General features: G+C 41.5%; 39 protein-coding genes and 1 pseudogene. 5 read left to right on the forward strand and 35 right to left on the reverse strand.

All coding sequences use genetic code 11. From position 1 onward, the window contains the following. Positions 1 to 4: 4 nt before the first annotated feature. The 4 genes from F927_RS14480 to F927_RS14495 form a co-directional block, all read right to left on the reverse strand. Complete coding sequence (locus tag F927_RS14480; protein ID WP_004641019.1) at positions 5 to 1,048, reverse strand: hypothetical protein; 1,044 nt, start codon at positions 1,046 to 1,048, stop codon at positions 5 to 7. Between the two features lie 359 nt (positions 1,049 to 1,407). Next, positions 1,408 to 1,614 (reverse strand): hypothetical protein, encoded by a 207-nt coding sequence (locus F927_RS14485; protein ID WP_026056364.1) that lies wholly within the window; start codon positions 1,612 to 1,614, stop codon positions 1,408 to 1,410. A gap of 210 nt (positions 1,615 to 1,824) precedes the next feature. Further along, on the reverse strand, positions 1,825 to 2,220 hold the full coding sequence (locus F927_RS14490) for a hypothetical protein (RefSeq protein ID WP_005086824.1): 396 nt from the start codon (positions 2,218 to 2,220) through the stop codon (positions 1,825 to 1,827). After that, entirely contained in the window at positions 2,207 to 2,464 is a 258-nt protein-coding gene (locus F927_RS14495) for an FAD assembly factor SdhE (RefSeq protein ID WP_004641025.1), read from the reverse strand. Before F927_RS14495 ends, F927_RS14490 begins: the two co-directional genes overlap by 14 nt. 186 nt (positions 2,465 to 2,650) lie before the next feature. Between F927_RS14495 and F927_RS14500 the strand changes: the two genes are divergently transcribed. Continuing rightward, the gene (locus F927_RS14500; protein ID WP_005086825.1) at positions 2,651 to 3,823 is read left to right on the forward strand and encodes an acyl-CoA dehydrogenase family protein; all 1,173 of its coding nucleotides are present in this window, start codon (positions 2,651 to 2,653) and stop codon (positions 3,821 to 3,823) included. 51 nt (positions 3,824 to 3,874) lie between these two features. Here F927_RS14500 and F927_RS14505 read toward each other — a convergent pair whose 3' ends face one another. After that, positions 3,875 to 4,372: a DUF2059 domain-containing protein gene (locus F927_RS14505; RefSeq protein ID WP_005086826.1), complete on the reverse strand. Its 498-nt coding sequence runs from the start codon at positions 4,370 to 4,372 to the stop codon at positions 3,875 to 3,877. Between the two features lie 122 nt (positions 4,373 to 4,494). Next, positions 4,495 to 5,985, reverse strand: coding sequence for a flavin-containing monooxygenase (locus F927_RS14510; protein ID WP_005086827.1), 1,491 nt, complete (start codon positions 5,983 to 5,985; stop codon positions 4,495 to 4,497). Positions 5,986 to 6,395: 410 nt separating this feature from the next. On the opposite strand from F927_RS14510, the gene F927_RS14520 reads away from it, so the two are divergent. Continuing rightward, positions 6,396 to 6,887, forward strand: a complete 492-nt coding sequence (locus F927_RS14520; RefSeq protein ID WP_005086829.1) for a hypothetical protein — start codon at positions 6,396 to 6,398, stop codon at positions 6,885 to 6,887. Positions 6,888 to 7,019: 132 nt separating this feature from the next. Here F927_RS14520 and rplQ read toward each other — a convergent pair whose 3' ends face one another. From rplQ to F927_RS14665, 29 genes and pseudogenes are all read right to left on the reverse strand, one after another. Further along, positions 7,020 to 7,385, reverse strand: coding sequence for a 50S ribosomal protein L17 (gene rplQ / locus F927_RS14525; RefSeq protein WP_004641032.1), 366 nt, complete (start codon positions 7,383 to 7,385; stop codon positions 7,020 to 7,022). An 18-nt stretch (positions 7,386 to 7,403) separates the two neighbouring features. After that, entirely contained in the window at positions 7,404 to 8,411 is a 1,008-nt protein-coding gene (locus F927_RS14530; protein ID WP_004641033.1) for a DNA-directed RNA polymerase subunit alpha, read from the reverse strand. Between the two features lie 18 nt (positions 8,412 to 8,429). Continuing rightward, the gene (gene rpsD, locus F927_RS14535) at positions 8,430 to 9,056 is read right to left on the reverse strand and encodes a 30S ribosomal protein S4 (protein ID WP_004641035.1); all 627 of its coding nucleotides are present in this window, start codon (positions 9,054 to 9,056) and stop codon (positions 8,430 to 8,432) included. Positions 9,057 to 9,068: 12 nt separating this feature from the next. Then, positions 9,069 to 9,455 carry a 30S ribosomal protein S11 gene (gene rpsK, locus F927_RS14540; protein ID WP_004641037.1) on the reverse strand — a complete coding sequence of 129 codons (387 nt, stop codon included), beginning with the start codon at positions 9,453 to 9,455 and terminating at the stop codon, positions 9,069 to 9,071. Between the two features lie 19 nt (positions 9,456 to 9,474). Continuing rightward, positions 9,475 to 9,831, reverse strand: a complete 357-nt coding sequence (gene rpsM / locus F927_RS14545; RefSeq protein WP_004641038.1) for a 30S ribosomal protein S13 — start codon at positions 9,829 to 9,831, stop codon at positions 9,475 to 9,477. Between the two features lie 107 nt (positions 9,832 to 9,938). Next, a complete protein-coding gene (gene rpmJ, locus F927_RS14550) occupies positions 9,939 to 10,055 on the reverse strand; it encodes a 50S ribosomal protein L36 (protein ID WP_000867907.1) in 117 nt (38 codons plus the stop codon). 21 nt (positions 10,056 to 10,076) lie between these two features. Beyond that, complete coding sequence (secY, locus tag F927_RS14555; protein ID WP_171055818.1) at positions 10,077 to 11,396, reverse strand: preprotein translocase subunit SecY; 1,320 nt, start codon at positions 11,394 to 11,396, stop codon at positions 10,077 to 10,079. A 45-nt stretch (positions 11,397 to 11,441) separates the two neighbouring features. Continuing rightward, positions 11,442 to 11,882, reverse strand: a complete 441-nt coding sequence (gene rplO, locus F927_RS14560) for a 50S ribosomal protein L15 (protein WP_004641042.1) — start codon at positions 11,880 to 11,882, stop codon at positions 11,442 to 11,444. Positions 11,883 to 11,886: 4 nt separating this feature from the next. Continuing rightward, positions 11,887 to 12,063, reverse strand: a complete 177-nt coding sequence (rpmD, locus tag F927_RS14565) for a 50S ribosomal protein L30 (RefSeq protein ID WP_000849088.1) — start codon at positions 12,061 to 12,063, stop codon at positions 11,887 to 11,889. A 6-nt stretch (positions 12,064 to 12,069) separates the two neighbouring features. Further along, positions 12,070 to 12,567: a 30S ribosomal protein S5 gene (rpsE, locus tag F927_RS14570; protein ID WP_001141025.1), complete on the reverse strand. Its 498-nt coding sequence runs from the start codon at positions 12,565 to 12,567 to the stop codon at positions 12,070 to 12,072. A gap of 2 nt (positions 12,568 to 12,569) precedes the next feature. Further along, positions 12,570 to 12,920 carry a 50S ribosomal protein L18 gene (rplR, locus tag F927_RS14575; RefSeq protein ID WP_004641044.1) on the reverse strand — a complete coding sequence of 117 codons (351 nt, stop codon included), beginning with the start codon at positions 12,918 to 12,920 and terminating at the stop codon, positions 12,570 to 12,572. 14 nt (positions 12,921 to 12,934) lie between these two features. After that, positions 12,935 to 13,468, reverse strand: coding sequence for a 50S ribosomal protein L6 (rplF, locus tag F927_RS14580; protein WP_004641046.1), 534 nt, complete (start codon positions 13,466 to 13,468; stop codon positions 12,935 to 12,937). A gap of 13 nt (positions 13,469 to 13,481) precedes the next feature. Then, positions 13,482 to 13,877: a 30S ribosomal protein S8 gene (gene rpsH, locus F927_RS14585; RefSeq protein ID WP_004641048.1), complete on the reverse strand. Its 396-nt coding sequence runs from the start codon at positions 13,875 to 13,877 to the stop codon at positions 13,482 to 13,484. Between the two features lie 11 nt (positions 13,878 to 13,888). After that, positions 13,889 to 14,194 carry a 30S ribosomal protein S14 gene (rpsN, locus tag F927_RS14590; RefSeq protein ID WP_004641050.1) on the reverse strand — a complete coding sequence of 102 codons (306 nt, stop codon included), beginning with the start codon at positions 14,192 to 14,194 and terminating at the stop codon, positions 13,889 to 13,891. A gap of 9 nt (positions 14,195 to 14,203) precedes the next feature. Continuing rightward, entirely contained in the window at positions 14,204 to 14,740 is a 537-nt protein-coding gene (gene rplE / locus F927_RS14595) for a 50S ribosomal protein L5 (protein WP_004641052.1), read from the reverse strand. Between the two features lie 15 nt (positions 14,741 to 14,755). Beyond that, entirely contained in the window at positions 14,756 to 15,073 is a 318-nt protein-coding gene (gene rplX, locus F927_RS14600) for a 50S ribosomal protein L24 (protein WP_004641054.1), read from the reverse strand. Positions 15,074 to 15,082: 9 nt separating this feature from the next. Continuing rightward, complete coding sequence (gene rplN, locus F927_RS14605) at positions 15,083 to 15,451, reverse strand: 50S ribosomal protein L14 (protein ID WP_004657680.1); 369 nt, start codon at positions 15,449 to 15,451, stop codon at positions 15,083 to 15,085. A gap of 92 nt (positions 15,452 to 15,543) precedes the next feature. Further along, a complete protein-coding gene (rpsQ, locus tag F927_RS14610; protein WP_004641057.1) occupies positions 15,544 to 15,801 on the reverse strand; it encodes a 30S ribosomal protein S17 in 258 nt (85 codons plus the stop codon). Continuing rightward, positions 15,798 to 15,995 carry a 50S ribosomal protein L29 gene (gene rpmC / locus F927_RS14615; protein ID WP_000849927.1) on the reverse strand — a complete coding sequence of 66 codons (198 nt, stop codon included), beginning with the start codon at positions 15,993 to 15,995 and terminating at the stop codon, positions 15,798 to 15,800. Before rpmC ends, rpsQ begins: the two co-directional genes overlap by 4 nt. Further along, entirely contained in the window at positions 15,995 to 16,408 is a 414-nt protein-coding gene (gene rplP, locus F927_RS14620) for a 50S ribosomal protein L16 (protein ID WP_004641059.1), read from the reverse strand. The genes rpmC and rplP overlap by 1 nt, the downstream gene beginning before the upstream one ends. Next, positions 16,348 to 17,164: pseudogene (gene rpsC / locus F927_RS14625) on the reverse strand (30S ribosomal protein S3). Before rpsC ends, rplP begins: the two are co-directional and overlap by 61 nt. A 1-nt stretch (position 17,165) precedes the next feature. Continuing rightward, the gene (rplV, locus tag F927_RS14630; RefSeq protein ID WP_005086837.1) at positions 17,166 to 17,495 is read right to left on the reverse strand and encodes a 50S ribosomal protein L22; all 330 of its coding nucleotides are present in this window, start codon (positions 17,493 to 17,495) and stop codon (positions 17,166 to 17,168) included. A gap of 11 nt (positions 17,496 to 17,506) precedes the next feature. Further along, positions 17,507 to 17,782 carry a 30S ribosomal protein S19 gene (gene rpsS / locus F927_RS14635; protein WP_004641066.1) on the reverse strand — a complete coding sequence of 92 codons (276 nt, stop codon included), beginning with the start codon at positions 17,780 to 17,782 and terminating at the stop codon, positions 17,507 to 17,509. Positions 17,783 to 17,795: 13 nt separating this feature from the next. Next, positions 17,796 to 18,620, reverse strand: coding sequence for a 50S ribosomal protein L2 (gene rplB, locus F927_RS14640; RefSeq protein ID WP_004641068.1), 825 nt, complete (start codon positions 18,618 to 18,620; stop codon positions 17,796 to 17,798). 11 nt (positions 18,621 to 18,631) lie between these two features. Continuing rightward, positions 18,632 to 18,952 carry a 50S ribosomal protein L23 gene (gene rplW / locus F927_RS14645; protein WP_004641070.1) on the reverse strand — a complete coding sequence of 107 codons (321 nt, stop codon included), beginning with the start codon at positions 18,950 to 18,952 and terminating at the stop codon, positions 18,632 to 18,634. Further along, complete coding sequence (rplD, locus tag F927_RS14650; RefSeq protein ID WP_004641072.1) at positions 18,949 to 19,551, reverse strand: 50S ribosomal protein L4; 603 nt, start codon at positions 19,549 to 19,551, stop codon at positions 18,949 to 18,951. Before rplD ends, rplW begins: the two co-directional genes overlap by 4 nt. Before the next feature lie 11 nt (positions 19,552 to 19,562). Continuing rightward, a complete protein-coding gene (rplC, locus tag F927_RS14655) occupies positions 19,563 to 20,201 on the reverse strand; it encodes a 50S ribosomal protein L3 (protein WP_005086841.1) in 639 nt (212 codons plus the stop codon). A 57-nt stretch (positions 20,202 to 20,258) separates the two neighbouring features. Continuing rightward, positions 20,259 to 20,570 (reverse strand): 30S ribosomal protein S10, encoded by a 312-nt coding sequence (gene rpsJ, locus F927_RS14660; protein WP_000070912.1) that lies wholly within the window; start codon positions 20,568 to 20,570, stop codon positions 20,259 to 20,261. Positions 20,571 to 20,797: 227 nt separating this feature from the next. Further along, a complete protein-coding gene (locus tag F927_RS14665) occupies positions 20,798 to 21,526 on the reverse strand; it encodes a type 1 glutamine amidotransferase (RefSeq protein WP_004641076.1) in 729 nt (242 codons plus the stop codon). A 168-nt stretch (positions 21,527 to 21,694) separates the two neighbouring features. Here F927_RS14665 and F927_RS14670 point away from each other — a divergent pair, with 168 nt between their 5' ends. From F927_RS14670 to hmpA, 3 genes are all read left to right on the forward strand, one after another. Next, positions 21,695 to 22,888, forward strand: a complete 1,194-nt coding sequence (locus tag F927_RS14670; RefSeq protein ID WP_005086842.1) for a PLP-dependent transferase — start codon at positions 21,695 to 21,697, stop codon at positions 22,886 to 22,888. Positions 22,889 to 22,907: 19 nt separating this feature from the next. Further along, a complete protein-coding gene (locus F927_RS14675) occupies positions 22,908 to 24,455 on the forward strand; it encodes a helicase HerA-like domain-containing protein (RefSeq protein WP_005086844.1) in 1,548 nt (515 codons plus the stop codon). Between the two features lie 143 nt (positions 24,456 to 24,598). Continuing rightward, a complete protein-coding gene (gene hmpA, locus F927_RS14680; protein ID WP_005086846.1) occupies positions 24,599 to 25,810 on the forward strand; it encodes an NO-inducible flavohemoprotein in 1,212 nt (403 codons plus the stop codon). Positions 25,811 to 25,875: the final 65 nt, after the last annotated feature.

The following is a 25,875-nucleotide window of genomic DNA, read 5'->3' on the forward strand; positions in this document are numbered from 1 at the left end:
ATGCTTACTCACCACCATCAAATAAATCATCTAGCTCAGATGAACTTTCTTTGGTTTCATCCCAGAATGAAGACAAACCTTCATCACTCGCTCTTACGCCCGTATTTTCAGTCCAATAACGATCCGCAATACCTTTCACCATGGCACCCGCCATTTGGTCAATCAATTTGAACTGAGGATTTGCGGGTTTATCTTCACCTGTTGCAGCAGCATAAGAGCGCAGAGCATCACGCATTTTTACATCATCGCCACTTGCCTGCGCTGCCACAGCATATAACGCATGGGCTAAACGAACGCCTTTCTTTTCACCGATTTGCATAGACTGTTTGATGGTTGCATAAGGTTCAGGCTTGCCATCACCAGCACCAGGTAAGAGTGTCCAAATCACAGCACGGGTTGCCATTGGCGCACCCCAATACTTTTCATTGTCTAAACATGCCATACCACGTTCAACGATACCTGCAATATCTTTAGGCACGTGAACCGCACCACCAGAGTTAATATCATTGGTCATTGCTTGCAAACCACTGACCATCCCTAGTAGGTAAACGGTTTGATCTAGATCATTTCGCATCGTCGGACACGAATCACCTAATTTATATTTATATTTGCTTTCCCAACGATTTGCGAATAATTGATAACCTGCATATTGACGCTCTGCTGCTAGTGCAGCCCAGCGCTTTTGCTCAATACGGGCATCCTGTGCTTCAGAAACTTGTCCTGATTTTGCAGCACGTAAATAACGCAATTCAGCTTCTAATGCTTTATTTTCTGCACACATCCCCGCCGCAGAGTACATCAGAACAGCCATACGCGTCGGATCAGCCCCCATATCTTTGGTGGACATAATTGCTGGAGTTAAAGCATTACCCGTATTACACACCATATCTGCATCATCCATTGCAAGAATTGGTGGTACGATATGCCGTTCACTAAAACCTAATGCAACATTGGCCCCTGTTTTAATGACGTAAGAACATCCCGTTAACATTGATGTTGTGAATAATGCGACCGCCACACCTTGTCCAATTTTTTGGAATTTAGACATGCTTCCTGTCCTCTAATTAATTTGTTTTTCCTTTTAGTTGTACCTTATCAGATGCCATACCCGAGTTAAAGAGTAATTGCTCTAATTTTGATAGGGTTATTTTGACACACTTCACAGAACAAAGAATTGACAGATATTTGGGAATACAGAAATTTCAGGCAAAAAAAAGTAGCATTGCGACGGTTCAGCACATGCTACTTATTAACTGGTAAAATCGTGAAACTCTTTATATTTTAGTTTTGTTGAAAATAATCCTTGAGTAACGTTCCAGCTCTTCCTACAACAATCGCCATAACGATTGCAATTACTAGAAACATCCACATTGAAATCTCCATAGAGACCTCCTACACTTCACGTATCTACTTTTGATAGATACTCGATTGATGTTCATCATCAGTATTCATGGGAGAATGATATATTGATGACACTTTCAATCTCTTTCTCTTGTTCACTTCAACCTTAGATCGACGTGATTCAAGAAGTTCCCTGAGTAAAGTTCCTGCTCTTCCTACTACAATTGCAAAAACGATTGCAATCACCAGAAACGACCATGTTGGAATTTCCATCATTTTGGACCTCCACCATACTTTACGTTGGTGTTTGTACTTTAACGAAAATAAATCAGACTTGATCGCCAGATTGTCTGACAATCATCATTTTCACATTTTTTTAGAGTATTTAATCTAACAATTTTGATTATTTCACAAGCAAAATAGCTTAAGCTTTTGAATTATAATTATTTATTAATAATATACACTCATACAATTGTCTAACAATTATGCAAGTTTGACCCATGTTTTGAGCTTTTTCCACTGTAAAATCGACAATTGATCCCACCAAATCACACAAGGTCGACATTGAGAGTCATAAAAATAGATGACGATATAACATTGATGATCGATCATTTTTCGAATTTTCCTTTGCTCGATCCTCTGCATCTCATCACTAAAACACAAGGAGCAAAGCTGATCATCTAAATATTCAAAGTGTTTAAGCTGAGGTTGTTTGAGTAATAATACCCAAGCAATTAGCATCAAAGGAAAGCTAACAAGCCATAAAAACCAAGGAAGTAAGTAATACAATAAACTGATCAGTACGATAAAAATAAAAAGTTGAAACGCAAATGCAAAACGACTGCGTTTCAACACAAAAACACGATCAGCCGTGGACATACTGTTTTAATTTTGAAATAAACGCTTTTAACTCTGGACGAGGAGGTTCACCCACCTCCATGAACCAATCCAGTAAATCAGGATCTTCTTGATCTACCAACTCTGCAAACAATGCTTTCTCAGCCGCATCTGCTGTGAGATAACAATTTTTGACATAAGGATCAAAATACACATCGATTTCTTTCAAACCACGACGCGCACGATAAATCACTTTACGTTCTTCTAGTGTCAATTCTTCAGACATTCTTTGTTCCACTATGCAACAATTTGCCCCATAGTGTACTCGAACCCACTAAAGTTCGCAGCGATTTTTATGAAGTGACCAAATACATCAATTAAATTGAGCATTGATCACATTGTCCAATATTTTCGATTTCTTGTATCGTGATGATGAGTCTGTAACTTCAACAATTTAGGGAAAAAATAACAAATGCAATCAGGTGCAATTCGTCCAATTCCAAATATGTTAGCGCGAAAATTATTTACTTCAGATCATGAAGCATTTCGCGAAACTGTGCGCAAATTCTATGAAAAAGAAGTTGTTCCAAATATTGAAAAATATGAAAAACAACAACATGTTGACCGTGATCTATGGAATAAAGCTGGTGAGTTAGGTTTACTTTGTACCACTATGCCAGAAGAATACGGGGGTTCAGGTGTAGATCGTTTATACAGTATGATTCTCATTGAAGAACAAGCTTATGCGATGGATTCTAGTACTGGATTTTCGTTGCATTCAGATATTGTTGCCAATTATATCAACAACTTCGGTAACGATGAGCAAAAGCAAAAATGGTTGCCTAAAATGGCGACCGGTGAAACCGTAACAGCAATCGCCATGACAGAACCGGGTACAGGTTCAGATCTACAAGCAGTTCGTACAACAGCTGTACTTGAGGGTGATGAATATGTCATCAATGGCTCTAAAATCTTTATTACCAATGGCTATCTCTGTGATATGGCCATTGTGGTATGTAAGACGGGTAATACAGAAAAAGGATCTGCGAATTTATCATTAATTATTGTAGAAGCAGATCGTGCTGGTTTTAGCAAAGGCAAGCCTTTGAATAAAATTGGGATGAAAGGTCAAGATACCTGTGAACTGTTCTTTGACAATGTACGTGTACCGAAAGAAAACCTTCTTGGTATGGAAGGCATGGGCTTTATGATGCTAATGAAAGAGCTCGCATGGGAACGTATGCTCGTTGCAATCATTTGCCAAGCAGGTGCTGAAGCTGCATTTGCTCATACAGTACAGTACACCAAAGACCGTAAAGCGTTTGGTAAACCGATTGGAACATTCCAAAATACACGATTTAAATTGGCAGAATTACGCACAGAAATCGATTTTTGCCGTACGTATTTAGACCGTTGTATGGAGTTACAGCTTGAAGAAAGTTTAGGTGTAGATGCAGCAGCAGCAGCTAAATATAAAATTTCAGATATGTTCTCAAAAGTTGTAGATGAGTGCTTACAATTACATGGTGGCTATGGCTATATGCTTGAATACCCAATTGCACGCGCCTATATCGACAATCGTGCAAACCGCATTTATGCAGGGACCAATGAAATTATGAAAGAATTAATTTCACGTACTCTTTAATTGTTAGATTTAAAAAATCAGGGATAGTACTAAATGTACTATCCCTTTTATTTACTTTGACTGCGGCGATTCCGATGGTTGAGATGGTGGATTCATCCGAACCATCAACTGCTTAACCTTCGGATGATCAATATGTTGTTGCATCGTTTCATTTAATGCAATGCGCGCATGTTGTGTCGTGAAATGTGCAACCTCGCTTCCAACTTCACTGGCTTTATTTGCCCATGCTTTACCTTCAGGTAATTGATAAAAATTTAATGCCGCTTGTAACTCTTTTTGGTTAAAAGTCTCAACATAGCGTTGCACAATAAACTGTTTACGTTGCTCACTATTTAGATTCTTAGTCAAATCCGTATAAAAACTCTCTGGTAGATCTTTGGGTAAACGCATCCGAATCTGCTCTAGGATCATTTTGTCCGTGCTTAGTAAACCTTGCTCAGTACCGTCAATAGAAACCAATTGTTGAGCTAATTTTTCTTTTTGCTTCAGATCATCCGCAAACGTGGCATTACTAAACAGTAATATCCCCAAAAACCATAATTTTTTCATTGAATTGTCCTAAATATATAAATTTTATAATCAACACGTATACGCGATATTTTAACAACAATCATTATTTAAAACAAAAGAACCCTGTGTCTACACAGGGTTCTTGCTTAGCTTAAAATAAATTAAGAAACTAATTTTGGTTTACGATCTACTTGTTCATCACGCTTACGGAATTGTAAGACACCATCGTTAAATTTTGCATCTTTCAATTCTTTACGATCAGCAAGATAGTTGTTAGAAATCTTCCATGGTGCTTGCTTGCCTTGTTTTGGCATAATATCCGCTGCACGGGCGATATAACCTGAAGATAGTTTACCCATAATCGTATCTTGCTCAAACTGAGCAGGGTCAGCATGTGCGATCACTTCATCAAAGCCGTTTTTGTCCATATGATTAAGCAAACGACAAATATAGTCAGCAGCAATATCAACTTTCAATGTCCAAGATGCATTGATATAACCAATAATCATTGCCATATTCGGTACATCACTCACCATCACACCTTGGTACAACATATGATGTGAGGTATTCATCGGCTTACCATCAATTGAGCCTTTTACGCCACCTAAGATTTGAATTTCCAAGCCAGTCGCTGAAATTACAATATCAGCTTCCAAATGTTTTCCAGATTTCAACTGGATACCATTTGCAGTGAACTTCTCAATCTGATCAGTTTCAATACTTGCTTGACCTTGGCGCAATGCTTTGAATAAATCACCATCAGGCACAACACACAAACGTTGATCCCAAGGATTATAGCTTGGCGTAAAGTGTTTCATATCCACTTTGCCTTTGAGCTGCAACTCAATGCCTTTTAATAATAGACGACGCACAGTTTTTGGATGCTTTTGAGCTAAGGCGTAGATCGCACGCTGCATCCCAATGTTACGAGCACGGGTAAATTTATATGCTGTTTCTTCTGACATAAATCTACGTGTTTTTTCATAGATGAAGTCAATTGAAGGAACTGTTGCGATGTACGTTGGAGAACGCTGTAACATAGTTACATGACCTGCTCCACCTTTCACCATTGAAGGAACAAGAGTAATCGCTGTTGCACCACTACCTACAATCACCACTTTCTTACCTGTATAATCTAGGTTTTCAGGCCAGTGTTGTGGGTGGATAAATTGCCCTTTAAATTTATCTTGCTCTGGGAATTGTGGTGCATAACCTTGATCATAGTTATAGTAACCCGTACATCCCATTACAAAATTTGCTGACCAAGTTTGTTTTTTGTTGTTGCTATCTTCAATTTCAACAAGCCACTTTTTCTTAGCAGAATCATAGTTTGCAGAAAGGACGCGATGACCGAAATGAATTTTTTCTTTTAACTTAAACTCATCAATAACTTCAGAAAGATAGCCTTTAATCTCTGGGCCACTTGCAAGGACTTTGTCTTTCGCCCAAGGCTTAAAGTTAAAACCAAAAGTAGACATATCTGAGTCAGAACGAATACCAGGATAACGGAATAAATCCCAAGTCCCACCAAAGCTGTCACGACGCTCTAAAATTTCAAATTGGCGTTGTGGACAGTTTTTAGAAAGGTGTACAGCGAGCCCAATCCCAGAGATACCTGCACCAATAATTAGAACATCAACTTGCTTTTCCATTTTTTTTATACCCTGTATAAACCATGTCTTTATTAAAGCACAAATTTGACAATACACAATGTCAAGTTTAGTCATTCATCGGTTTTTTTATATCAGTTCGGGACATTTTGCAGAAAAACTGAGGTTAAAACATTTTTGAGATTTACGATTGAATTTGAATTTTTTAAAAAAATTGTTAGCCTCACTTATATATATTTGCCGTAAATACTTTAGCAGAATATCTTTAATACAAATGAATAGGAATGAAATGTTAAGTGTTAAACAATATCTCGCAGAGAAGCTTAGTACACTGAAATATAGAGCGGCTTACAACAAAACAGTGCATAAAGGTAAAATTTTAAGCACTCCGTGTAAGCTGTATTATGTTAGTTTTAGAAGCTTAATAGCAGCCATAATCTTCGAGTCTAGGAATGATAGTTTTAAACCACCAAATGAGTGAATTCTTGTTATCAAGGGGTAATACTCCTATTCCCGAGACTTTAGAACTTAAGATATTAGAAGGCTTTTATGAACATGCTGATACTATTGTCTTTGCTTTTTACAAAGACCGATTAGAACACTTGGACTATGATACCGTCATTAGTAGATATGGAGATCTAACGGGATTTGAAGCATCCACTAATAGAATTCACATAGATGATTACATTCATAATGAAAATTTTACTACAAATGAGATAATAAACATCGGTTTCTCATCAGTTCAATTAGTTCAAAATTTATGGAATAAGTTAAGAGATGATGAATGTATTATCATTTTATCATCTGATTTAGAAAGCGAGTTCGGAAGCAATGCATCACTAACTTTTCACAAAAAAAGAGCCAATGAAACATTAACTGATGATCTCAAGAACTGCGCCCAAGCGGTTTATATTTGTGATAACAATCATTCGCTCCCTTATTAATATTTTGAATTTACACGCAAAAACATACATACTTGAAATAAGATTTCCCTATCAATAATCAAAATTAATAAAAAAGGTCGGTTATTACACCGACCTTTTTTGGAACAACTGAGCTGCTCTTGTATAGAAGTATTATTTTACTTCACGATCTACAAGTTCAACGTAAGCCATCGGTGCAGCATCACCTGCACGGAAGCCCGCTTTAAGAACACGTAGATAACCGCCGTTACGTTCTTTGTAACGAGGGCCAAGAACGGTAAATAATTTACCAACAGTTGCTGCAGAACGAGTACGAGCAAACGCTAAACGACGGTTTGCTACTGTATCGTTTTTTGCCAAAGTGATTAAAGGCTCAGCAACACGACGAAGTTCTTTCGCCTTAGGCAAAGTTGTTTTAATTAACTCATGCTCAACTAAAGCATTTGTTAAGTTTTGGAACAACGCCTTACGGTGGCTGCTTGTACGGCCTAATTTCACACCACTATTACGATGACGCATGGTGATAGTCCTACTTAATTAACGGCTACGATAGGCAAAACGGTCATCCATACGGAGACTAGCTGGTGGCCAGTTCTCTAAACGCATGCCGAGTTGTAAACCTTTCGATGCCAAAACATCTTTGATCTCAGTTAACGATTTTTTACCTAAGTTAGGAGTTTTTAATAACTCAACTTCAGTACGTTGAACAAGATCACCAATGTAGTAAATATTTTCTGCCTTCAAACAGTTAGCAGAACGAACAGTTAGCTCGAGATCATCTACTGGACGAAGCAAAATTGGGTCAACTTCTTCGCGAGGTTCTTGAGCAACAGGAGTTTGATCTTTCTGAAGATCAACAAAAATTGCAATTTGTTGTTGCAAGATTGTTGCCGCTTTGCGGATAGCTTCTTCTGGATCAACAGTTCCATTTGTTTCAAGATCGATCACTAGCTTATCAAGATCGGTACGTTGTTCTACACGCGCATTTTCAACGGTATAAGAAACACGTTTAATCGGGCTATAAGAAGCATCTAACTGTAAACGACCCACTGGGCGAGTTTCGCCTTCTGGGAAACGAGAGTCAGATGTTTCATAACCACGACCTTGAGCAACTTTAAGGCGCATTTTCAATGAACCACTAGCACTCAAAGTACCAATTAAATGATCAGGGTTAACCACTTCAACATTATGAGGTAAACGAAGGTCAGCTGCTGTTACGTCACCTGCACCTTGTTTCTCTAATGTTAAATATGCTTCATTTTGATCGAACAGCTTAATAGACAATCCTTTTAGGTTCAGCAAGAGCTCGACGATGTCCTGCTGCAAGCCTTCTAAAGTACTGTACTCGTGCTCGACGCCTTCTATCTCAACTTCAACCACAGCAGCGCCAGGCAAAGAAGACAATAGAATGCGACGTAAAGCATTACCTAGAGTATGACCAAAGCCACGCTCTAAAGGTTCCAGAATCACTTTTGCCGAGGTCCCGCTCACCGCTTCGACCTTGATCGCTTGCGGAGTTAGAAACTCGTTTGCAGTACGCGTCATTTATTGCTACCTCAAGGATTATTTAGAATACAATTCTACAATCAAGCTTTCGTTGATTTCAGCAGGTAAATCAGAACGATCAGGTGCAGCTTTGAACGTACCTTCTAGCTTAGAATGGTCAACTTCCATCCAAGCAGGGATACCACGTTGAGCAGCCAATTCAATTGCATTTTTAATACGCAATTGTTGTTTAGCGCCTTCGTGAACCGCAATTACATCGCCCGCTTTTACTTGAATAGACGCAATGTTGACACGACGACCATTTAAAGTAATAGAACGGTGAGAAACTAACTGACGAGCTTCTGAACGTGTAGAACCAAAACCCATGCGATAAACTACGTTATCAAGACGGCTTTCAAGCAATTTCAACAAGTTTTCACCTGTTGCGCCTTTCACACGAGCTGCTTCTTTATAGTAGTTACTAAATTGACGCTCTAACACACCGTACATACGACGGACTTTTTGTTTTTCACGTAATTGTAGTGAATACTCAGATTGCTTACCACCACGAGCCTGACCATGTTGACCAGGTGCTTTATTGTGTTTTTTGGTTTTTACATCAAACGGTTTAACGCCTGATTTAAGTTGCAGGTCTGTCCCTTCGCGACGAGAGAGTTTGCATTTTGGACCAATATAACGAGCCATGAATGTTTCTCCTTACACGCGACGTTTTTTAGGTGGACGGCAACCGTTGTGAGGAATTGGAGTCACATCGGTAATGCTGTTAATCTTATAACCCACTGCGCCTAATGCACGAACCGCAGACTCACGACCTGGACCAGGACCTTTTACAAGGACGTCTAGGTTTTTCAAACCGTAATCTAAAGCTGCTTTACCAGCAACTTCAGCAGCTACCTGAGCAGCGAACGGAGTTGATTTACGTGAACCACGGAAGCCTTGTCCACCTGAGGTGGCCCAAGCCAATGCATTACCTTGACGATCGGTAATCGTAACAATGGTGTTATTAAAAGACGCGTGAATGTGTGCAACACCTTCAGAGACGGTACGAGAGACCTTCTTGCGTGTGCGAGTATCTTTAGCCATCTTTTAGCTTCCAGAAATCTTACTTTTTAATCGGTTTGCGCGGACCTTTACGGGTACGTGCGTTAGTTTTGGTGCGTTGTCCGCGAACAGGCAAGCTGCGACGATGACGAAGACCGCGGTAGCAGCCTAAATCCATTAAACGTTTAATGTTCATGGAAATTTCGCGACGTAAATCACCTTCGGTCGGAACCTTAGCAACTTCTGCACGAATCGCATCAAGCTGAGCATCATCTAATTCACGAATTTTCGTAGTTCCAGCAATACCTACAGCAGCTAAGATATTCTTAGCAGTGTGGCGACCGATACCAAAAATATACGTGAGAGAGATAACAGCGTGCTTGTTATCCGGAATGTTTACACCGGCAATACGAGCCATTCAATTTTCTCCAAAAAGGCAGTCAAGATAATCAACCGCCCCACAAAAATCTTGAGGGGCGGATAATAACCTAATTAGCCTACTGAAATCAACAGGTCTTAATTAAATTAACCTTGACGCTGCTTATGACGAGGTTCTGCGCTACAAATTACGCGAATAACCCCATTACGACGGATAACTTTACAGCTACCACAAATTTTCTTTACAGAAGCTTGTACTTTCATGATGAAAACCTCTAAGTGCGCTTATCCCTGCGGATGAGCAGTCGTTTTTCTCATTAACGTTTGATTATCATATTGATGCGAGGTCAAGTGCGCCTGAAGTTGCGCCATAAAGTCCATCACAACTACAACTACAATCAGTAAAGATGTCCCACCCAAATGGAATGGAATACCAAACGAACTTTGTAGCACCATAGGCATTAAACACACTACGGTAATGTAGATAGCACCAATAAATGTCAAACGGTTAAGAATATGATCTAAATAACGAGCCGTTTGCTCACCTGGGCGGATACCAGGCACATATGCTCCGCTACGTTTCAAATTCTCTGAAACTTCTTTCGGGCTAAAAACAAGCGCCGTATAAAAATAACAGAAGAAGATAATTAACGCACCAAAGAGCATTAAATATAACGGCTGTCCAGGTGATAACACCAATGCCAGATCTTGCAGGCTACGCTTAACAAATCCTGCATTTGGATCAGCACTTCCTAACCATTGCCCCAAGCTCGCTGGAAATAATAACAGTGAGCTAGCGAAAATCGCTGGAATAACACCTGCCATATTAATTTTTAATGGCAAATGTGTTTGCTGTGCAGTAAATACACGACGGCCCTGTTGTTTTTGAGCATAATTTACTGGAATACGACGTTGTGCTTTTTCAATAAACACAATCGCGGCTAAGACAGCTAACGATAATAAACCGAATACTGCTAAACCAATTAAGCTACCTTGACCATTTTGTACAGACGTGAACGACTGAATTACAAGATTTGGCAAGCCAGCTACAATACCAGCAAAAATAATCATTGAGATACCATTACCAACACCACGTTCGGTAATCTGTTCACCCAACCACATCAAAAACATTGTTCCTGCAACAAGCGAAGTCACTGCTGGAACATAGAATGCCAAGCCTGAAGTCAAAGTAATACCCTGACTAATCAGACCAGCACACATCCCTATACCCTGCACGAGTGCAAGAAATAGAGTGCCGTAACGCGTATATTGATTCAGTTTACGTTTGCCTTGCTCGCCTTCTTTTTTCAAAGCTTCTAACGAAGGAACCACGGTTGACATCAACTGCACGATAATCGATGCAGAGATGTATGGCATGATCCCTAACGCTAGAATTGACATGCGTTCTAATGCACCACCAGAAAACATATTAAATAAGCCCAAGAAGGTACCTTCATTGGCCTTAAAAAAGCTTGCTAGTGCCACACTATCAATGCCCGGCAACGGAATATGCGCTCCTAGTCGAAAGACCAATAACGCGCCAATTAAAAACATTAATCGACGAATAATTTCACGGTATTTCACATGAAACGGTTGGCCTTTCATCATGTTTACATGACCAGAAGAACTAGGAGTCATAGACACTCGAGATTACTCCTCGACTTTACCGCCAGCAGCTTCAACAGCAGCTTTAGCACCTTTAGTCAACGCTACACCTTGTACAGTGAACGCGCGAGTGATTTCACCTGAAAGCACGATGCGAGCACGAACTTGGTCACGACGAACAACATTCGCAGCCTTCAAAGTTTCTAGTGAAACAACATCACCTTCAACTTTGTTTAGCTCAGACAAACGTACTTCAGCAGTTTTCAAAGCGATTTGGCTAGTGAAACCGAATTTTGGTAAACGACGATATAACGCAGTTTGACCGCCTTCAAAGCCTGGACGAGTACCACCACTTTTACGTGAATTTTGACCTTTGACACCACGGCCACCAGTCTTACCAACGCCAGAACCGATACCACGGCCTAAACGACGGTTTTCACGCTTTGCACCTTCAGCAGGTGCAAGCTCATTTAAACGCAGAGTCATGGCATTATTCCTCTACACTAACCATATAGTAAACTTTGTTGATCATGCCGCGGTTAGAAGGCGTATCTTGCACTTCTACAGTATGACCAATACGACGCAGACCTAAACCTTGTAAGCAAAGCTTGTGATTTTTCAAGCGATGTGAAGAAGACTTAGTCTGGGTAACTTTAATCGTTTTCATGATTGATTACCCTTGAATTTCTTCTACTGACTTACCACGTTTCGCAGCGACTTTCTCAGGAGAAGTCATATCACGCAAACCTTTAAAAGTCGCGTTTACTACGTTAGCAGCGTTAGTAGAACCATAACATTTAGCAAGTACGTTATGTACACCTGCAGCTTCAAGAACAGCACGCATCGCGCCACCAGCAATTACGCCAGTACCTTCTGAAGCAGGTTGCATGTATACACGGCTTGCGCCATGACGAGCATTCACAGGGTGTTGTAAAGTAGTCCCCGCAAGGTCTACAGTAATCATGTTGCGACGAGCAGCTTCAAGTGCTTTAGAAATAGCAGCTGGAACTTCACGTGCTTTACCACGACCAAAACCTACACGACCATTACCATCGCCCACAACAGTTAGTGCTGTGAAAGAGAAGATACGACCACCCTTTACTACCTTGGCTACACGATCAACGGCAACCAGCTTTTCAACGAGACCTTCGTTTTGTTCAACTTTCGCCATGATTAGAACTCCAAGCCGCCTTCACGAGCAGCATCAGCCAAGGCTTTGATACGACCATGATATTTAAAACCAGAACGGTCAAATGCAACTTTAGTAACGCCAGCTGCTTTAGCACGTTCTGCGATCAAAGCACCAACTTTCGTAGCCGCTTCAACATTACCAGTAGTACCACTACGTAAAGATGCATCTAAAGTTGAAGCTTGCGCTAAAACTTTGCCACCATCCGCTGAAATAACTTGCGCATAGATGTGACGCGGAGTGCGGTTTACACACAAACGAGTCGCACCCAATGCACGAATGTGCAAGCGTGTGCTTTTCGCACGACGCAAACGGGTTTGTTTCTTTTCGTTCATAAGAACCTCGCGCCTTATTTCTTCTTAGCTTCTTTACGAAGAATAACTTCATCCGAATAACGAACACCTTTACCTTTATATGGTTCAGGAGCACGGTATGCACGGATTTCCGCTGCCACTTGACCTAACAACTGCTTGTTTGCTGATTTCAAAATGATTTCAGTTGCAGTTGGAGTTTCCGCTGTTACACCTTCCGGTAAAGCGTAGTCAATCGGGTGTGAGTAACCAAGGTTAAGGTTTACAACAGTACCCTTAACCGCAGCTTTATAACCAACACCAACAAGCTGTAACTTACGTTCGAAGCCTTCGCTAACACCTTTTACAAGGTTGTTCAATACAGCGCGAGCAGTACCAGCCTGCATCCAAGCGTCTTTCGACTCTTTAGCCGGAGCAAGTTGAAGTTTACCTTCTTCCTGTTTTAGCTCGACCAGCGCATGCAGGTTGAAAGACAATGTACCTTTGCTGCCTTTCACTTCGACCTGCCGGCCGTTCTGAGTAACTGTTACACCATTCGGTACAGTTACTGGGGCTTTAGCCACACGAGACATGAGGAATCACCTATTAAGAAACAAAAGCAATAACTTCACCACCGATGCCCGCAGCACGTGCAGCGCGATCAGTCATGATGCCTTTGCTTGTAGAAACAATTGCAATACCTAAACCTTGCTTAACGCTAGGAATTTTATCTTTACCGCGGTATTGGCGAAGACCTGGACGGCTTACACGCTTAACGGTTTCGATAACTGGTTTGCCTTCGAAATATTTTAACGTAATAGTCAAAGTAGATTTGATCTCTTCTTGAGCCACTTCTACATTTGAAATATAACCTTCTTGTTGAAGTACATTTGCAATTGCAACTTTCAACTTAGAAGACGGCATAGAAACAGTTTGTTTCTTCGCCATTTGTGCGTTACGAACACGTGTTAACATGTCGGCAACGGTATCTTGCATACTCATTTAGTCGCTCCTTACCAGCTTGCCTTAACAACGCCCGGCACATCACCTTGCATTACTGTATCGCGTAATTTGTTACGGCTTAAACCGAACTTACGGAAGTAACCATGAGGACGACCAGTTAAACCACAACGGTTACGAAGACGTACTGGAGATGCGTTACGTGGCAATGCCTGTAACTTTAATGTCGCTTCGAAACGTTCTTCGTCACTCGCATTTACATTTGCAATCGTTGCTTTTAATTCAGCACGTTTTGCAGCGTATTTAGCAACTGTCTTTTCGCGTTTCAATTCGCGATTAATCATACCTTTCTTAGCCATATCGACCTCTTATTTGAACGGGAAGCCGAATGCACGCATAAGCGCACGGCCTTCGTCATCGCTACGAGCAGTGGTCGTAATCGTGATATCTAAACCACGGATACGATCAATTTTGTCAAAATCGATTTCAGGGAAAACGATTTGCTCTTTTAAACCCATAGAGTAGTTGCCGCGACCATCAAATGATTTCGCAGAGAAACCACGGAAGTCACGAATACGAGGGATTGCGATAGAGATCAAACGATCCAAGAATTCGTACATTTGGTCGCCGCGTAAAGTAACTTTACAACCGATCGGCCAACCGTCACGGATTTTGAAACCAGCGATTGATTTACGCGCAAGAGTCACAACTGGTTTTTGACCAGCAATGAGTTGCATATCAGCAACAGCACCATCTAATAATTTCTTATCAGTTGCAGCTGCGCCTACACCCATGTTAAGAGTGATTTTCGTGATGCGAGGAATATCCATCACGTTCTTAACGCCAAGTTCTTCTTGTAACTTCGCTTTAAGTTCGTCGTTGTAACGTGCTTTAAGTCTGGCCATTGCCTTTTCAACCTATTACTTCGCTACCGCCACTGATTCACCATTTGATTTGTAAACGCGAGTTTTCGCGCCATCAATCACTTGGTAACCAATACGGTCAGCCTTTTGGGTTGTAGCATTAAAAATTGCCACGTTTGAAATATGAAGCGTTGCCTCTTGAGTAACGATACCGCCTTCAGCGCCAGTTACACGGTTTGGCTTTTGATGCTTCTTCACTAAGTTAAGACCTTCGACCTTAACTCGATCTTCAGAAACAGACAAAACAACACCTTGTTTGCCTTTTTCTTTACCTGCGATCACAATTACTTGATCGCCTTTTTTAATCTTAGCCATGATTGCCTCTTATAGAACTTCAGGAGCCAATGAAATGATTTTCATGAACTGTTCAGTACGAAGTTCACGAGTCACTGGTCCGAAGATACGAGTAGCAATCGGAGCTTTGTTGTTATTCAAAATAACAGCTGCGTTATCGTCGAAACGAATAACTGAACCATCTGGACGACGGATGCCGAATTTTGTACGAACAACTACAGCATTCATCACGTCACCTTTTTTAACACGTGCGCGTGGGATTGCTTCTTTTACAGTAACTTTAATAATGTCGCCAACTGAAGCATAACGACGGTGTGAACCACCAAGTACTTTAATACATTGTACGCGGCGTGCACCACTGTTGTCTGCTACGTCGAGCATACTTTCGGTTTGAATCATTGCCCTACTCCAAAACCGAGCATCACCGGTCACAATTTCGAAAGGCTCAAAGAGTACTCGAAATTGTCCGATGATGCAACAAGAACGTCTAATTACTCAGCAGCTGCTTCAACGACTTCCACTAAAGTCCAAGCTTTAGTTTTAGAAATTGGGCGGCTTTCTTTGATGGTTACCAAGTCGCCAGTTTTAGCAACATTGTTCTCATCATGAGCGTGTAGTTTAGTTGAACGGCGGATTGATTTGCCATACAACGGGTGTTGAACACGGCGTTCAATAAGTACAACAATAGACTTGTCCATTTTGTCACTTACGACTTTGCCGGTTAACGTGCGGACTGTTTTTTCACTCATTGTCCGTTCCCCTGTTTTTCGGTAAGGAGTGTCTTGATACGAGCAATTGTCTTACGAGCAATTTGCACTTCATGCGATTTGCCTAATTGACCAGTTGCTTTCGCCATACGAAGACGGAATTGGTTAAGCTGTTGCTCATCAAGCAAAGCTTTCAACTCTTCTACCGATTTTTCACGTAGATCTTTAGTTTTCATTACATTACCGTCCGAGTCACGATAGTGGTTTTAAACGGAAGTTTAGCAGCAGCTAAAGCAAAAGCTTCACGCGCTAACTCATCGTTAACACCTTCAATTTCGTACAGGATCTTACCTGGTTGGATCTGACAAACCCAATATTCCACGCTACCTTTACCTTTACCCATACGAACTTCTAATGGTTTTTCGGTAATTGGCTTGTCCGGGAATACGCGGATGAAGATTTTACCACCACGCTTAATACGACGGCTGATGGTACGACGGCAAGCTTCAATCTGACGCGCAGTCATACGACCACGTTCAGTTGCTTTAATTGCAATCGAACCAAATGATACTGTACTACCACGATGCGCTAGACCAGTGTTACGGCCTTTGTGCACTTTACGGAATTTGGTACGTTTAGGTTGCAACATGGATTATTCTCCCTTGTCAGCAGCACGGTCACCGCGACGACCACGACGCTCTTGACCTTCACCACGTCCACGACCACGTTTAGCTGGACGCTCTTCAGCAGGAGCAGGGTTCATGACTTGTTTCATGCCACCTAAAATCTCGCCACGGAAAATCCAAACTTTAACACCGATCGTACCGTAAGTTGTTTCTGCACGCATAGTTGCATAGTCGATGTCAGCACGAAGTGTATGCAAAGGTACACGACCTTCACGATACCATTCAGTACGAGCAATCTCTGCACCACCTAAACGGCCAGAAACTTCAACTTTGATACCTTTCGCGCCAGCACGCATTGTGTTTTGTACCGCACGCTTCATAGCACGACGGAACATAACACGCTTTTCTAATTGTGAAGCAATTGCTTCAGCAACTAAACGAGCATCTAGGTCTGGGCGATCGATTTCGTTGATGCTAACTTGCGCTGGAACACCCATAATGTTGGTGAGTTCGCGCTGTAATTTTTCAATGTCTTCGCCTTTCTTACCGATTACGATACCTGGACGAGCAGTGCTAATTGTTACTTTAGCAGCACCAGTAGGACGTTCAATAAGAATATTGCTGATCATCGCATTCTTAAGTTTTTTAGTTAAAAACTCACGAACTTGAAGATCTTTAAGCAAGTATTCAGCGTATTGTTTCGGACTCGCATACCAGTTAGCGTTATGGCGTTTCACAACACCCAGGCGGATACCGATTGGATGAACCTTCTGACCCATATCAAACCCCTACCTTAACGGTGATGTGACAAGTACGCTTAGTAATACGATCTGCACGGCCTTTAGCACGTGGCATGATACGTTTAAGGCTCATGCCTTCATCAACGTAAATCGTAGTTACTTTAAGATCGTCAACATCTAAGCTGTTATTGTGTTCAGCATTCGCGATCGCAGATTCAAGTGCTTTTTTAACGAGCACAGCTGCTTTCTTGTTGCTGAAGTTTAAAATGTCTAGCGCGCGTGCAACCGATTTACCACGAATCAAATCAGCAACTAAACGTGCCTTCTGTGCCGAGATAGCGGCACCGCGTAATTTAGCAGTTACTTCCATCATAGCACCTATTAACGTTTAGACTTCTTATCAACACCGTGACCACGATAGGTACGAGTTGGCGCGAATTCACCTAGTTTATGACCAACCATGTGTTCAGTAACAATTACTGGAACGTGGTTACGACCATTGTGAACAGAAATTGTTAAACCAACAAAGTCTGGAAGGATCATTGAACGACGAGACCAAGTCTTGATCGGCTTACGGTTGTTTGCTGCAATAGCCGCTTCAACCTTAGCGAACAAGTGCGCGTCGACGAATGGACCTTTTTTTAATGAACGAGGCATTAGTCAGATTCCTTTACTTGACGCGACGGTCGCGAATAATCATCTTAGTCGTACGCTTATTGGTACGTGTCTTGTACCCTTTAGCTTTTTGACCCCATGGACTTACAGGTTGAATACCTTTACTACGTCCTTCACCACCACCGTGTGGATGGTCAACTGGGTTCATCGCCATACCACGAACGGTAGGACGAACACCGCGCCAGCGCGAAGCACCAGCTTTACCCAATGAACGAAGGTTGCTTTCTTGGTTAGAAACTTCACCAATTACAGCACGACATTCAACATGGACTTTACGCATTTCACCAGAACGTAAACGAACGATAGCGTAAGAACCATCACGACCTAACAACTGAACTGAAGTACCAGCAGAACGCGCTAATTGAGCACCTTTACCGATTTTGAGTTCAAGGTTATGAAGTGTAGAACCAATAGGCATGTTACGAAGTGGTAAGCAGTTACCTGGACGAATTGGAGCATCGTTACCAGATTGAACTTTATCACCCGCACGTAAACCTTTAGGAGCAATGATATAACGACGTTCACCGTCAGCATATTTCAATAAAGCAATATGAGCTGTACGGTTAGGATCGTACTCAATGCGCTCTACAGTCGCTGGAATACCATCTTTATTACGTTTAAAGTCAACAATACGATAGTGTTGTTTATGACCACCACCTACATGACGTGTAGTGATGTGACCATTGTTATTACGACCACCAGTACGTTTTTTAGCTTCTACCAACGGTGCATAAGGTGCGCCTTTGTGAAGATGGCTATGAACCACTTTCTCTACAAAGCGACGTCCTGGAGACGTTGGCTTACATTTTTGAATTGGCATAATTTTCGTCCTTATTCCGCTGCGTTTTCAGCGGTATCGCCCAAGTCAGCCATTTCTACATCTTGGCCAGCTTTCAGGGTGACGTATGCTTTTTTCACATCAGAACGACGTCCTAATGTTTTACCAAAGCGTTTTGTTTTACCTTTAGTGATCGTTGTATTAATTTTTACAACTTCAACACCGAAGAGCTGTTCAACTGCTTTTTTGATTTCAAGTTTGTTTGCATTTAATGCAACTTTGAACACTTGAACACCAGCAGTATCACCTAAAACTTGTGCTTTTTCTGAGAATACTGGTCCTAATAGGACTTGATAGATACGTTCGTTGTTCATCCGAGTTCTACCTCAATTTTCTTAGCAGCAGCTACAGACATTACAACTTTATCAAATGCGATCAAGCTAACAGGATCAATAGCAGTAGCATCAACCACATCAACGTGTGGAAGGTTGCGAGCTGCGAGATACAAGTTCTCATCTACAGCATCTGTAATGATCAATGCGCGAGTTGCATTCAAGTCGGTAAGTTTTGCAAGCAATTCTTTAGTTTTTGGAGCCGCAACAGCAAACTCTTCAACTAATACAAGGCGATCTTGGCGAACAAGTTCAGCTAAGATACATTGCATTGCACCGCGATACATCTTACGGTTTACTTTTTGAGACCAATCTTGTGGACGAGCAGCAAAAGTTTTACCACCACCAACCCAGATCGGGCTACGAATAGAACCCGCACGAGCGCGACCAGTACCTTTTTGACGGAATGGTTTTTTACCACCGCCAGAAACATCTGCACGTGATTTGTGAGCACGAGTACCTTGACGACCACCAGCTAAATAAGCTGTAACAACTTGGTGTACAAGAGCTTCGTTAAATTCACGTCCGAAAGCAACTTCAGACAATTCAACAGCAGAGCCGGAAACAGTTTTTAAATTCACAGTATTTCCCCTCAGGCCTTGATGGTAGGACGCACGATAACGTCGCCGCCAGTTGAACCAGGAATAGCACCTTTAACAACTAAAACAGAACGTTCAGCGTCAATAGATACAATTTCAAGACCTTGAACTGTTACGCGTTCATCACCTAAGTGACCAGCCATTTTCTTGCCTTTGAACACGCGACCAGGTGTTTGGTTTTGACCTGTAGAACCTAATACACGGTGAGATACAGAGTTACCATGAGTAGCATCTTGCGTACGGAAATTCCAACGCTTAACACCACCTTGGAAGCCCTTACCTTTTGATTGTCCAGTTACGTCAACAATTTGACCAACTGTGAACAAATCAACACCGATAGAACCACCAACTTCACGACCTTCAAGCTCAGCTTCAGTAACACGGAACTCTTTAACTAAACGACCAGCAGCAACACCCGCTTTAGCGAAGTGACCTTTCTGAGCGTTCGTTACGCGCGATTCGCGACGTTCACCAGTAGTTACTTGAATTGCTTGATAACCATCAGTTTCAAGTGTTTTGATTTGCGTAATGCGGTTTGGATCGACTTCGATAACTGTAACAGGTACAGATACACCAGCATCTGTAAAGACGCGAGTCATACCACATTTGCGACCGACTAAACCAATAGCCATGTGCATAAACCTCTAAAAAAGCGGCCTAATTAACTTAGAGTTAATTAACCGAAAGCCTTAACCCAAAGCGATCTGAACATCAACACCAGCAGCAAGATCTAACTTCATCAATGCATCAACAGTTTTATCTGTTGGTTGAACGATATCGATCAAACGTTTATAAGTGCGGATTTCATACTGATCACGAGCGTCTTTGTTGACGTGTGGTGAAGTAAGAACGTTGAAGCGTTCGATGCGAGTAGGCATCGGGATTGGACCACACACTTGTGCGCCAGTACGCTTAGCGGTTTCTACGATCTCTTGAGCAGATTGATCAATCAGACGATGATCAAAAGACTTCAAACGGATACGAATTCTCTGGTTAGACATACCAGTAAACTCCAAGCCAAATATATAAAGAATCACCCATGACGCACCTCACCTTTTGGTAAGTGTCAAGGGCAGTGAAAATCACTATGGTCGTGATCGATGCCACGACTGTAATGCGTTAACTACTTTCTTCGTAGAAAACGCCCTCCTTTTGAGGGTCGCCCATTATAGCGATTGTTTAAGTCTTATGCAATTCCTGTTTTTTATTTTTTATAATTTTATCCTCTTTAAACACCTACAACATATTCTATCGCTCGATTCAACAACTGATTACCTTGTTCGAATCTACTTTTTAGTGTCCTTTTTAGCTCCGATATGGGTTGAACGTACTCGCCATCAAAAATTGCCATTTCTTCTTCATTTTCAATCAACAACTCCAATGCATGTGGTGTCATTTCTGGATGAAATTGAAAACCAAGCACATTGCGTCCAATTTGATACATTTGGTTTCGACAAACTTTATTTTCTGCCAAATGTACTGCCCCCTTCGGGATTTCAAAAGTTTCACTATGCCACTGTAAGATATTGATCCGCTCAGGAAATTGGAAGCATGTTTCTGGAATATGTGAAGCACGCCCAACATCCATCCAACCTAATTCCTGATGAGGATTACGGCTTACTGCAGCACCTAAAGCATTTGCAATCAACTGCCCACCTAAGCATAAACCAATGGCGGGTTTTCCTGCTGCCAAATAGCGGCGTAACCAGCGTTTTTCCAGCCTCAACCATGGATAGTTCGCTTCATCATTTACACTCATGGTTCCCCCCATGATAATGAGCAAGTCCACCTCATCCACACGCGGCAACGCCTCTAGCTCAAGCGGTAAATCTACAGGCAAAGCAAAAAACTCAGTGGCTGTGATTTTTGCTTTATGTGCCTTTAGAAATTCATAACAACTTCCAAAACCCTCACCGGCGATGTGCTGAAAATAATGCACTCTTAAATGCGACTTCATGCGCTAAAACCTATTATCGTTAGAATGATAATAATTCTTAGCAAAAATAACGCCAGTTTTATTCCAAAGCATGATGCCCGTACCGATTCTGTACAAAAGCTGCAAATTACTGGCAGATAGATCACTTTTATCTTAACCTAGATCATCATATCGTTTTGATTTTGCCCCATGACTACACATAAAAATAGACAAACGCTTCTTATTCATGCACCACGCCAAGCCCCTCAATACATTGAAACCATACAACCTCCCCTATTTCGTGCATCCACCATCATTTTCCAGTCAACAACGCACCTTTTTGATCGCCACTGGACCGATGCCTATGACTATAGTTATGGCACACATGGCACCCCCACAACATTCACTCTAGCCGATAATATTGCTCAGATTGAAGGGGGACAATATTGCTTACTTGCACCAAGCGGTCTATCCGCGATTAATCTCGTGAATAGTGCAATATTAAGCAAGGGAGATGAAGTCTGGGTCGCTGATAATATTTATGGCCCTAATTTAGAACATTTAAGAAATCTGCAAGACCGCTACGGCATCATTGTTAGCATTTACAATCCAATTGATGCTGACAGTTTCCAACCGACAGACAAAACCAAGCTAATTTGGCTAGAAGCAGCAGGTTCAGTCACCTTAGAATTTCCCGATCTAAAAAAATTAGTTAAAAAAGCCCAAAAAGCCAATGTGCTGACTGCACTGGATAATACTTGGGGTGCGGGCCTTGCATTTAATGCTTTTGATTTTTCAGATGAACACCTTTCAGTTGATATCACTATTCATGCTTTAACCAAATATCCAAGTGGTGGTGGCGACATATTAATGGGTTCAGTGGTGACACGTGATCAAGCTTTACATCACAAATTGTTCCGTATGCATGCCATTCAAGGCATTTCTGTTTCAGGTGATGACACTGCTCAAATTCAACGTAGTTTGGCACACATGTCCTTTAGATATGACCAACAAGCACAAAATGCGCTTACTTTAATGAACTGGTTAAAGCAACAACCTCAATTCGCCCAAGTACTCCATCCAAGCCTTCCAGACTCTGCTGGCCATGAGTTTTGGAAACAAATTTGCACTACAGGCAAAAGTGCTGGTCTCGTCAGCGTCATCTTTAAACCTGAACATGATCTCACTGCAGTTCGAAAATTTTGCGATCACTTACAACTATTCAAACTTGGATTTAGTTGGGGAGGCCCTGTGAGTCTAGTAATGCTATATGACTTAAAAACAATGCGTTCACTCAAGAATACACATTTACAACAAGGATTATTGGTTCGATTCTGTATTGGACTAGAACATGCTGAGGATTTAATTCAAGATATTCAAAATGCATTAAAACAACTGGAATGAAATCAAGAATAGGTGAAGAATGAATACACCCATCGTTATTGCTAAAAAAACCACAGATACCACACAAGATATTGTTCTACATTCTAAATTTGCCAACAGACACGGATTGATTGCAGGTGCAACAGGAACAGGTAAAACCGTTACCTTAAAAGTATTGGCAGAAAGTTTTTCTCGCCTTGGTGTGCCTGTATTTCTTGCTGATGCTAAAGGTGATGTCTCGAGTCTCGCCAAGGCAGGTTCGAGCAATCCCAAATTTGAAGAACGCCTTAGTCTACTCAAAATCAGCGATATCCCTTTTGCAGCATCACCTGTCATTTTTTGGGATTTATTTGGTGAGCAAGGTCATCCTATTCGTACCACCATTTCTGAGATTGGACCCTTATTATTAGCCAGAATGCTCAATCTCAATGACACACAAGAAGGTGTGCTTTCAGCAGTTTTCCGAATCGCAGATGATCAAGGTTTATTATTAATTGATTTTAAAGATTTAAAATCGATGTTGAGCTATGTCAGTGAAAATGCGTCGGCACTCAAAGCTGAATATGGCAACCTCTCTCCCGCAAGTCTTGGTGCCATTCAACGCAATTTACTAGCACTAGGTGATCAAGGTGGCGAACAATTCTTTGGCGAACCGAGTCTCAACATTTTAGACTTTATTCAGACCGATACCAACGGTCACGGCTATATCAACATTTTAGCTGCGGATAAGTTAATGAACACCCCGAAGCTATATGCCACATTCCTGCTTTGGATGATGTCAGAACTGTTTGAACAGCTCCCAGAAGTGGGTGACATGGACAAACCCAAATTGGTATTCTTCTTTGATGAAGCACATTTACTCTTTGATAATGCCAGTCCAGCTTTGCAACAAAAGATTGAACAAGTAGTTCGTTTGATCCGCTCTAAAGGTGTCGGAATTTATTTCATTACTCAGAATCCACTGGATCTACCAGAGAGTGTACTTGGGCAATTAGGTAATCGCGTTCAACATGCTTTACGTGCATTCACGCCAAAAGATCAAAAAGCGGTCAAAACAGCAGCAGATACATTCCGTGCCAATCCAGAGTTTAAAGTTGATCAAGCGATTACCGAGCTTGCTGTAGGTGAAGCACTCGTGAGTTGCCTCGACGAGCAAGGAACACCACAAATTGTTGAGCGCGGCTGGGTGATGCCACCTTACTCATCCTTTAGCCCAATTACACCGGAAGAAAGTCAAGTTATCATTGCACAGAGTATTGTTGCAGGTATTTACGATCAAGCCGTTGACCGAGACAGCGCGTATGAAATGCTACAAAAGAAAGTCTTGCAACTATCTCAACAAAAAGAAGCCGATGCCTTGGCAAAACAACAGGAAAAAGAACAAGACGCTTTAGCCAAACAACAAGCCAGAGAACAAGAACGTTTTGCACGTGAGCAACAACGAGCCGCTGAAAAAGCACAACGCGATCGAGAAAAACTCACACAAGACATTGTAGGGACTTTTGCGAAAAGTGCTGCACGTAGTCTAGGGGGAAGCTCAGGACAAAAGATTGTCAGAGGTTTACTTGGATCTTTATTTGGTAAATAACAACCACATCTGCTTATAAATTAAGGGATAATAAATTATCCCTTAATTTTTTTATGGCTTTTATCATAAGATGTATTGCAAATACATTTTATAAGATGTATTTTAAATATATCTTATAAAATGATAGCCAAGAGAGATCAAACATGACTCCGCAGCAAATTGAACTCGTAAAAGCAACCGTCCCTGTTCTTCGTGAAAATGGCGTGGCACTCACTGGTTATTTTTATAACCGCATGTTAGGGAACAATCCTGACTTAAAAGAAACCTTCAATATGGGTCATCAACGTAGTGGTGCTCAAGCTCAAGCACTTGCAGGTGCCGTTCTCGCTTATGCAGAAAATATTGAAGATCCATCAGTATTGCTGCCAGTAGTTGAATTGATTGCGCATAAACATGTCAGCCTCAATATCCAAGCACCTGATTACAGCATTGTGGGCGAAAACCTGCTGCACTCGATCAGTGAGGTCTTGAGTATCTCTATGGATGATCCACTCATTGATGCATGGGCTGCGGCATACGGGCAATTGGCTGATTTATTTATCAGCACAGAAAAAGCGATTTATGATCAACACCAGCAAACAAAGGGGAGCTGGCTAGGTTGGCGTAATTTTAAAATCGCTAAAAAAGTAATTGAAAGCGATGAAATTACTTCGTTCTATTTAGCTCCTGTCGATGGAGGTGATTTACCCAAATATGAAGCAGGTCAATACATCTCTGTGCGGGTATTTGTACCTGAGCTAGGGTTAAGACAACCACGTCAATATACGCTATCAACCTCACCTCAAGCTGACTATTTAAGAATTTCAGTCAAACGTGAAGATGAAAAAGAAAATTTAGCTGCGGGTTGGGTTTCCAATACACTACACAGCTTAGCCGAAGGCTCACAAATTGAGGTGTCAGCACCTACAGGCAACTTCTATCTGATTGATCATACAAAACGTAATGTATTTATTAGTGGGGGTGTCGGCTTAACTCCAATGATTGCGATGTTAAATCAACTTGTTACCTTAGATATGCCACAGCCTGTGAGCTTTATTCACGCATGTCGTAGTAGCCAAGTACATGCAATGAAAAAACATATTCATGATCTTAAAGATAAGTATCCCCGTCTTAGTACGTTTACAGCTTATGAATTTCCACATGACGGCGATGTATTAGGTATTGATTATGATATTGCTGGACGTTTAGACCTCAGCAATGTAGATGTGGCTTTATTACCTATTAATGCAGATTATTACTTATGCGGCCCTATGCCATTTATGGCGGAACAACATAAAGCTTTAATCGCACGCGGTGTTCCTGCCCAGAACATTCACAGTGAAGCTTTTGGTACAGGTGGGGTCAAACTCAGCTAATCGACACTGCATTTTGCACGGGGCTAGTCTATGATAGACTAGCCCTTTGTATTTAAAGCAATAGA

It is taken from the genome of Acinetobacter haemolyticus CIP 64.3 = MTCC 9819, assembly GCF_000369065.1.
In the GTDB taxonomy this organism is placed as follows: domain Bacteria; phylum Pseudomonadota; class Gammaproteobacteria; order Pseudomonadales; family Moraxellaceae; genus Acinetobacter; species Acinetobacter haemolyticus.

Coding starts and splice junctions, on each gene's coding strand:
- F927_RS14480 (WP_004641019.1), bottom strand. CDS start 1,048: ATGTCTAAATTCCAAAAAATTGGACAAGGTGTGGCGGTCGCATTATTC.
- F927_RS14485 (WP_026056364.1), bottom strand. CDS start 1,614: ATGGAAATTCCAACATGGTCGTTTCTGGTGATTGCAATCGTTTTTGCA.
- F927_RS14490 (WP_005086824.1), bottom strand. CDS start 2,220: ATGTCCACGGCTGATCGTGTTTTTGTGTTGAAACGCAGTCGTTTTGCA.
- F927_RS14495 (WP_004641025.1), bottom strand. CDS start 2,464: ATGTCTGAAGAATTGACACTAGAAGAACGTAAAGTGATTTATCGTGCG.
- F927_RS14500 (WP_005086825.1), top strand. CDS start 2,651: ATGCAATCAGGTGCAATTCGTCCAATTCCAAATATGTTAGCGCGAAAA.
- F927_RS14505 (WP_005086826.1), bottom strand. CDS start 4,372: ATGAAAAAATTATGGTTTTTGGGGATATTACTGTTTAGTAATGCCACG.
- F927_RS14510 (WP_005086827.1), bottom strand. CDS start 5,985: ATGGAAAAGCAAGTTGATGTTCTAATTATTGGTGCAGGTATCTCTGGG.
- F927_RS14520 (WP_005086829.1), top strand. CDS start 6,396: ATGATAGTTTTAAACCACCAAATGAGTGAATTCTTGTTATCAAGGGGT.
- rplQ (WP_004641032.1), bottom strand. CDS start 7,385: ATGCGTCATCGTAATAGTGGTGTGAAATTAGGCCGTACAAGCAGCCAC.
- F927_RS14530 (WP_004641033.1), bottom strand. CDS start 8,411: ATGACGCGTACTGCAAACGAGTTTCTAACTCCGCAAGCGATCAAGGTC.
- rpsD (WP_004641035.1), bottom strand. CDS start 9,056: ATGGCTCGTTATATTGGTCCAAAATGCAAACTCTCTCGTCGCGAAGGG.
- rpsK (WP_004641037.1), bottom strand. CDS start 9,455: ATGGCTAAAGATACTCGCACACGCAAGAAGGTCTCTCGTACCGTCTCT.
- rpsM (WP_004641038.1), bottom strand. CDS start 9,831: ATGGCTCGTATTGCCGGTGTAAACATTCCGGATAACAAGCACGCTGTT.
- rpmJ (WP_000867907.1), bottom strand. CDS start 10,055: ATGAAAGTACAAGCTTCTGTAAAGAAAATTTGTGGTAGCTGTAAAGTT.
- secY (WP_171055818.1), bottom strand. CDS start 11,396: ATGAAAGGCCAACCGTTTCATGTGAAATACCGTGAAATTATTCGTCGA.
- rplO (WP_004641042.1), bottom strand. CDS start 11,882: ATGACTCTGCGTTTAAATGAGCTTGCACCTGCTGAAGGTGCAAAGCGT.
- rpmD (WP_000849088.1), bottom strand. CDS start 12,063: ATGAAAACGATTAAAGTTACCCAGACTAAGTCTTCTTCACATCGCTTG.
- rpsE (WP_001141025.1), bottom strand. CDS start 12,567: ATGGCGAAAGTTGAACAAAACGAAGGTCTCGTTGAAAAGCTGGTTGCC.
- rplR (WP_004641044.1), bottom strand. CDS start 12,920: ATGAACGAAAAGAAACAAACCCGTTTGCGTCGTGCGAAAAGCACACGC.
- rplF (WP_004641046.1), bottom strand. CDS start 13,468: ATGTCTCGTGTGGCTAAAGCCCCAGTAACTGTACCGAATGGTGTAACA.
- rpsH (WP_004641048.1), bottom strand. CDS start 13,877: ATGAGTATGCAAGATACCGTTGCCGACATGTTAACACGTGTTCGTAAC.
- rpsN (WP_004641050.1), bottom strand. CDS start 14,194: ATGGCTAAGAAAGGTATGATTAATCGCGAATTGAAACGCGAAAAGACA.
- rplE (WP_004641052.1), bottom strand. CDS start 14,740: ATGGCCAGACTTAAAGCACGTTACAACGACGAACTTAAAGCGAAGTTA.
- rplX (WP_004641054.1), bottom strand. CDS start 15,073: ATGGCTAAGATTAAAAAAGGCGATCAAGTAATTGTGATCGCAGGTAAA.
- rplN (WP_004657680.1), bottom strand. CDS start 15,451: ATGATTCAAACCGAAAGTATGCTCGACGTAGCAGACAACAGTGGTGCA.
- rpsQ (WP_004641057.1), bottom strand. CDS start 15,801: ATGAGTGAAAAAACAGTCCGCACGTTAACCGGCAAAGTCGTAAGTGAC.
- rpmC (WP_000849927.1), bottom strand. CDS start 15,995: ATGAAAACTAAAGATCTACGTGAAAAATCGGTAGAAGAGTTGAAAGCT.
- rplP (WP_004641059.1), bottom strand. CDS start 16,408: ATGTTGCAACCTAAACGTACCAAATTCCGTAAAGTGCACAAAGGCCGT.
- rplV (WP_005086837.1), bottom strand. CDS start 17,495: ATGGAAGTAACTGCTAAATTACGCGGTGCCGCTATCTCGGCACAGAAG.
- rpsS (WP_004641066.1), bottom strand. CDS start 17,782: ATGCCTCGTTCATTAAAAAAAGGTCCATTCGTCGACGCGCACTTGTTC.
- rplB (WP_004641068.1), bottom strand. CDS start 18,620: ATGCCAATTCAAAAATGTAAGCCAACGTCTCCAGGACGTCGCTTTGTA.
- rplW (WP_004641070.1), bottom strand. CDS start 18,952: ATGAACAACGAACGTATCTATCAAGTCCTATTAGGACCAGTATTCTCA.
- rplC (WP_005086841.1), bottom strand. CDS start 20,201: ATGGCTATTGGTTTAGTCGGTCGCAAATGTGGTATGACTCGCGTCTTT.
- rpsJ (WP_000070912.1), bottom strand. CDS start 20,570: ATGTCTAACCAGAGAATTCGTATCCGTTTGAAGTCTTTTGATCATCGT.
- F927_RS14665 (WP_004641076.1), bottom strand. CDS start 21,526: ATGAAGTCGCATTTAAGAGTGCATTATTTTCAGCACATCGCCGGTGAG.
- F927_RS14670 (WP_005086842.1), top strand. CDS start 21,695: ATGACTACACATAAAAATAGACAAACGCTTCTTATTCATGCACCACGC.
- F927_RS14675 (WP_005086844.1), top strand. CDS start 22,908: ATGAATACACCCATCGTTATTGCTAAAAAAACCACAGATACCACACAA.
- hmpA (WP_005086846.1), top strand. CDS start 24,599: ATGACTCCGCAGCAAATTGAACTCGTAAAAGCAACCGTCCCTGTTCTT.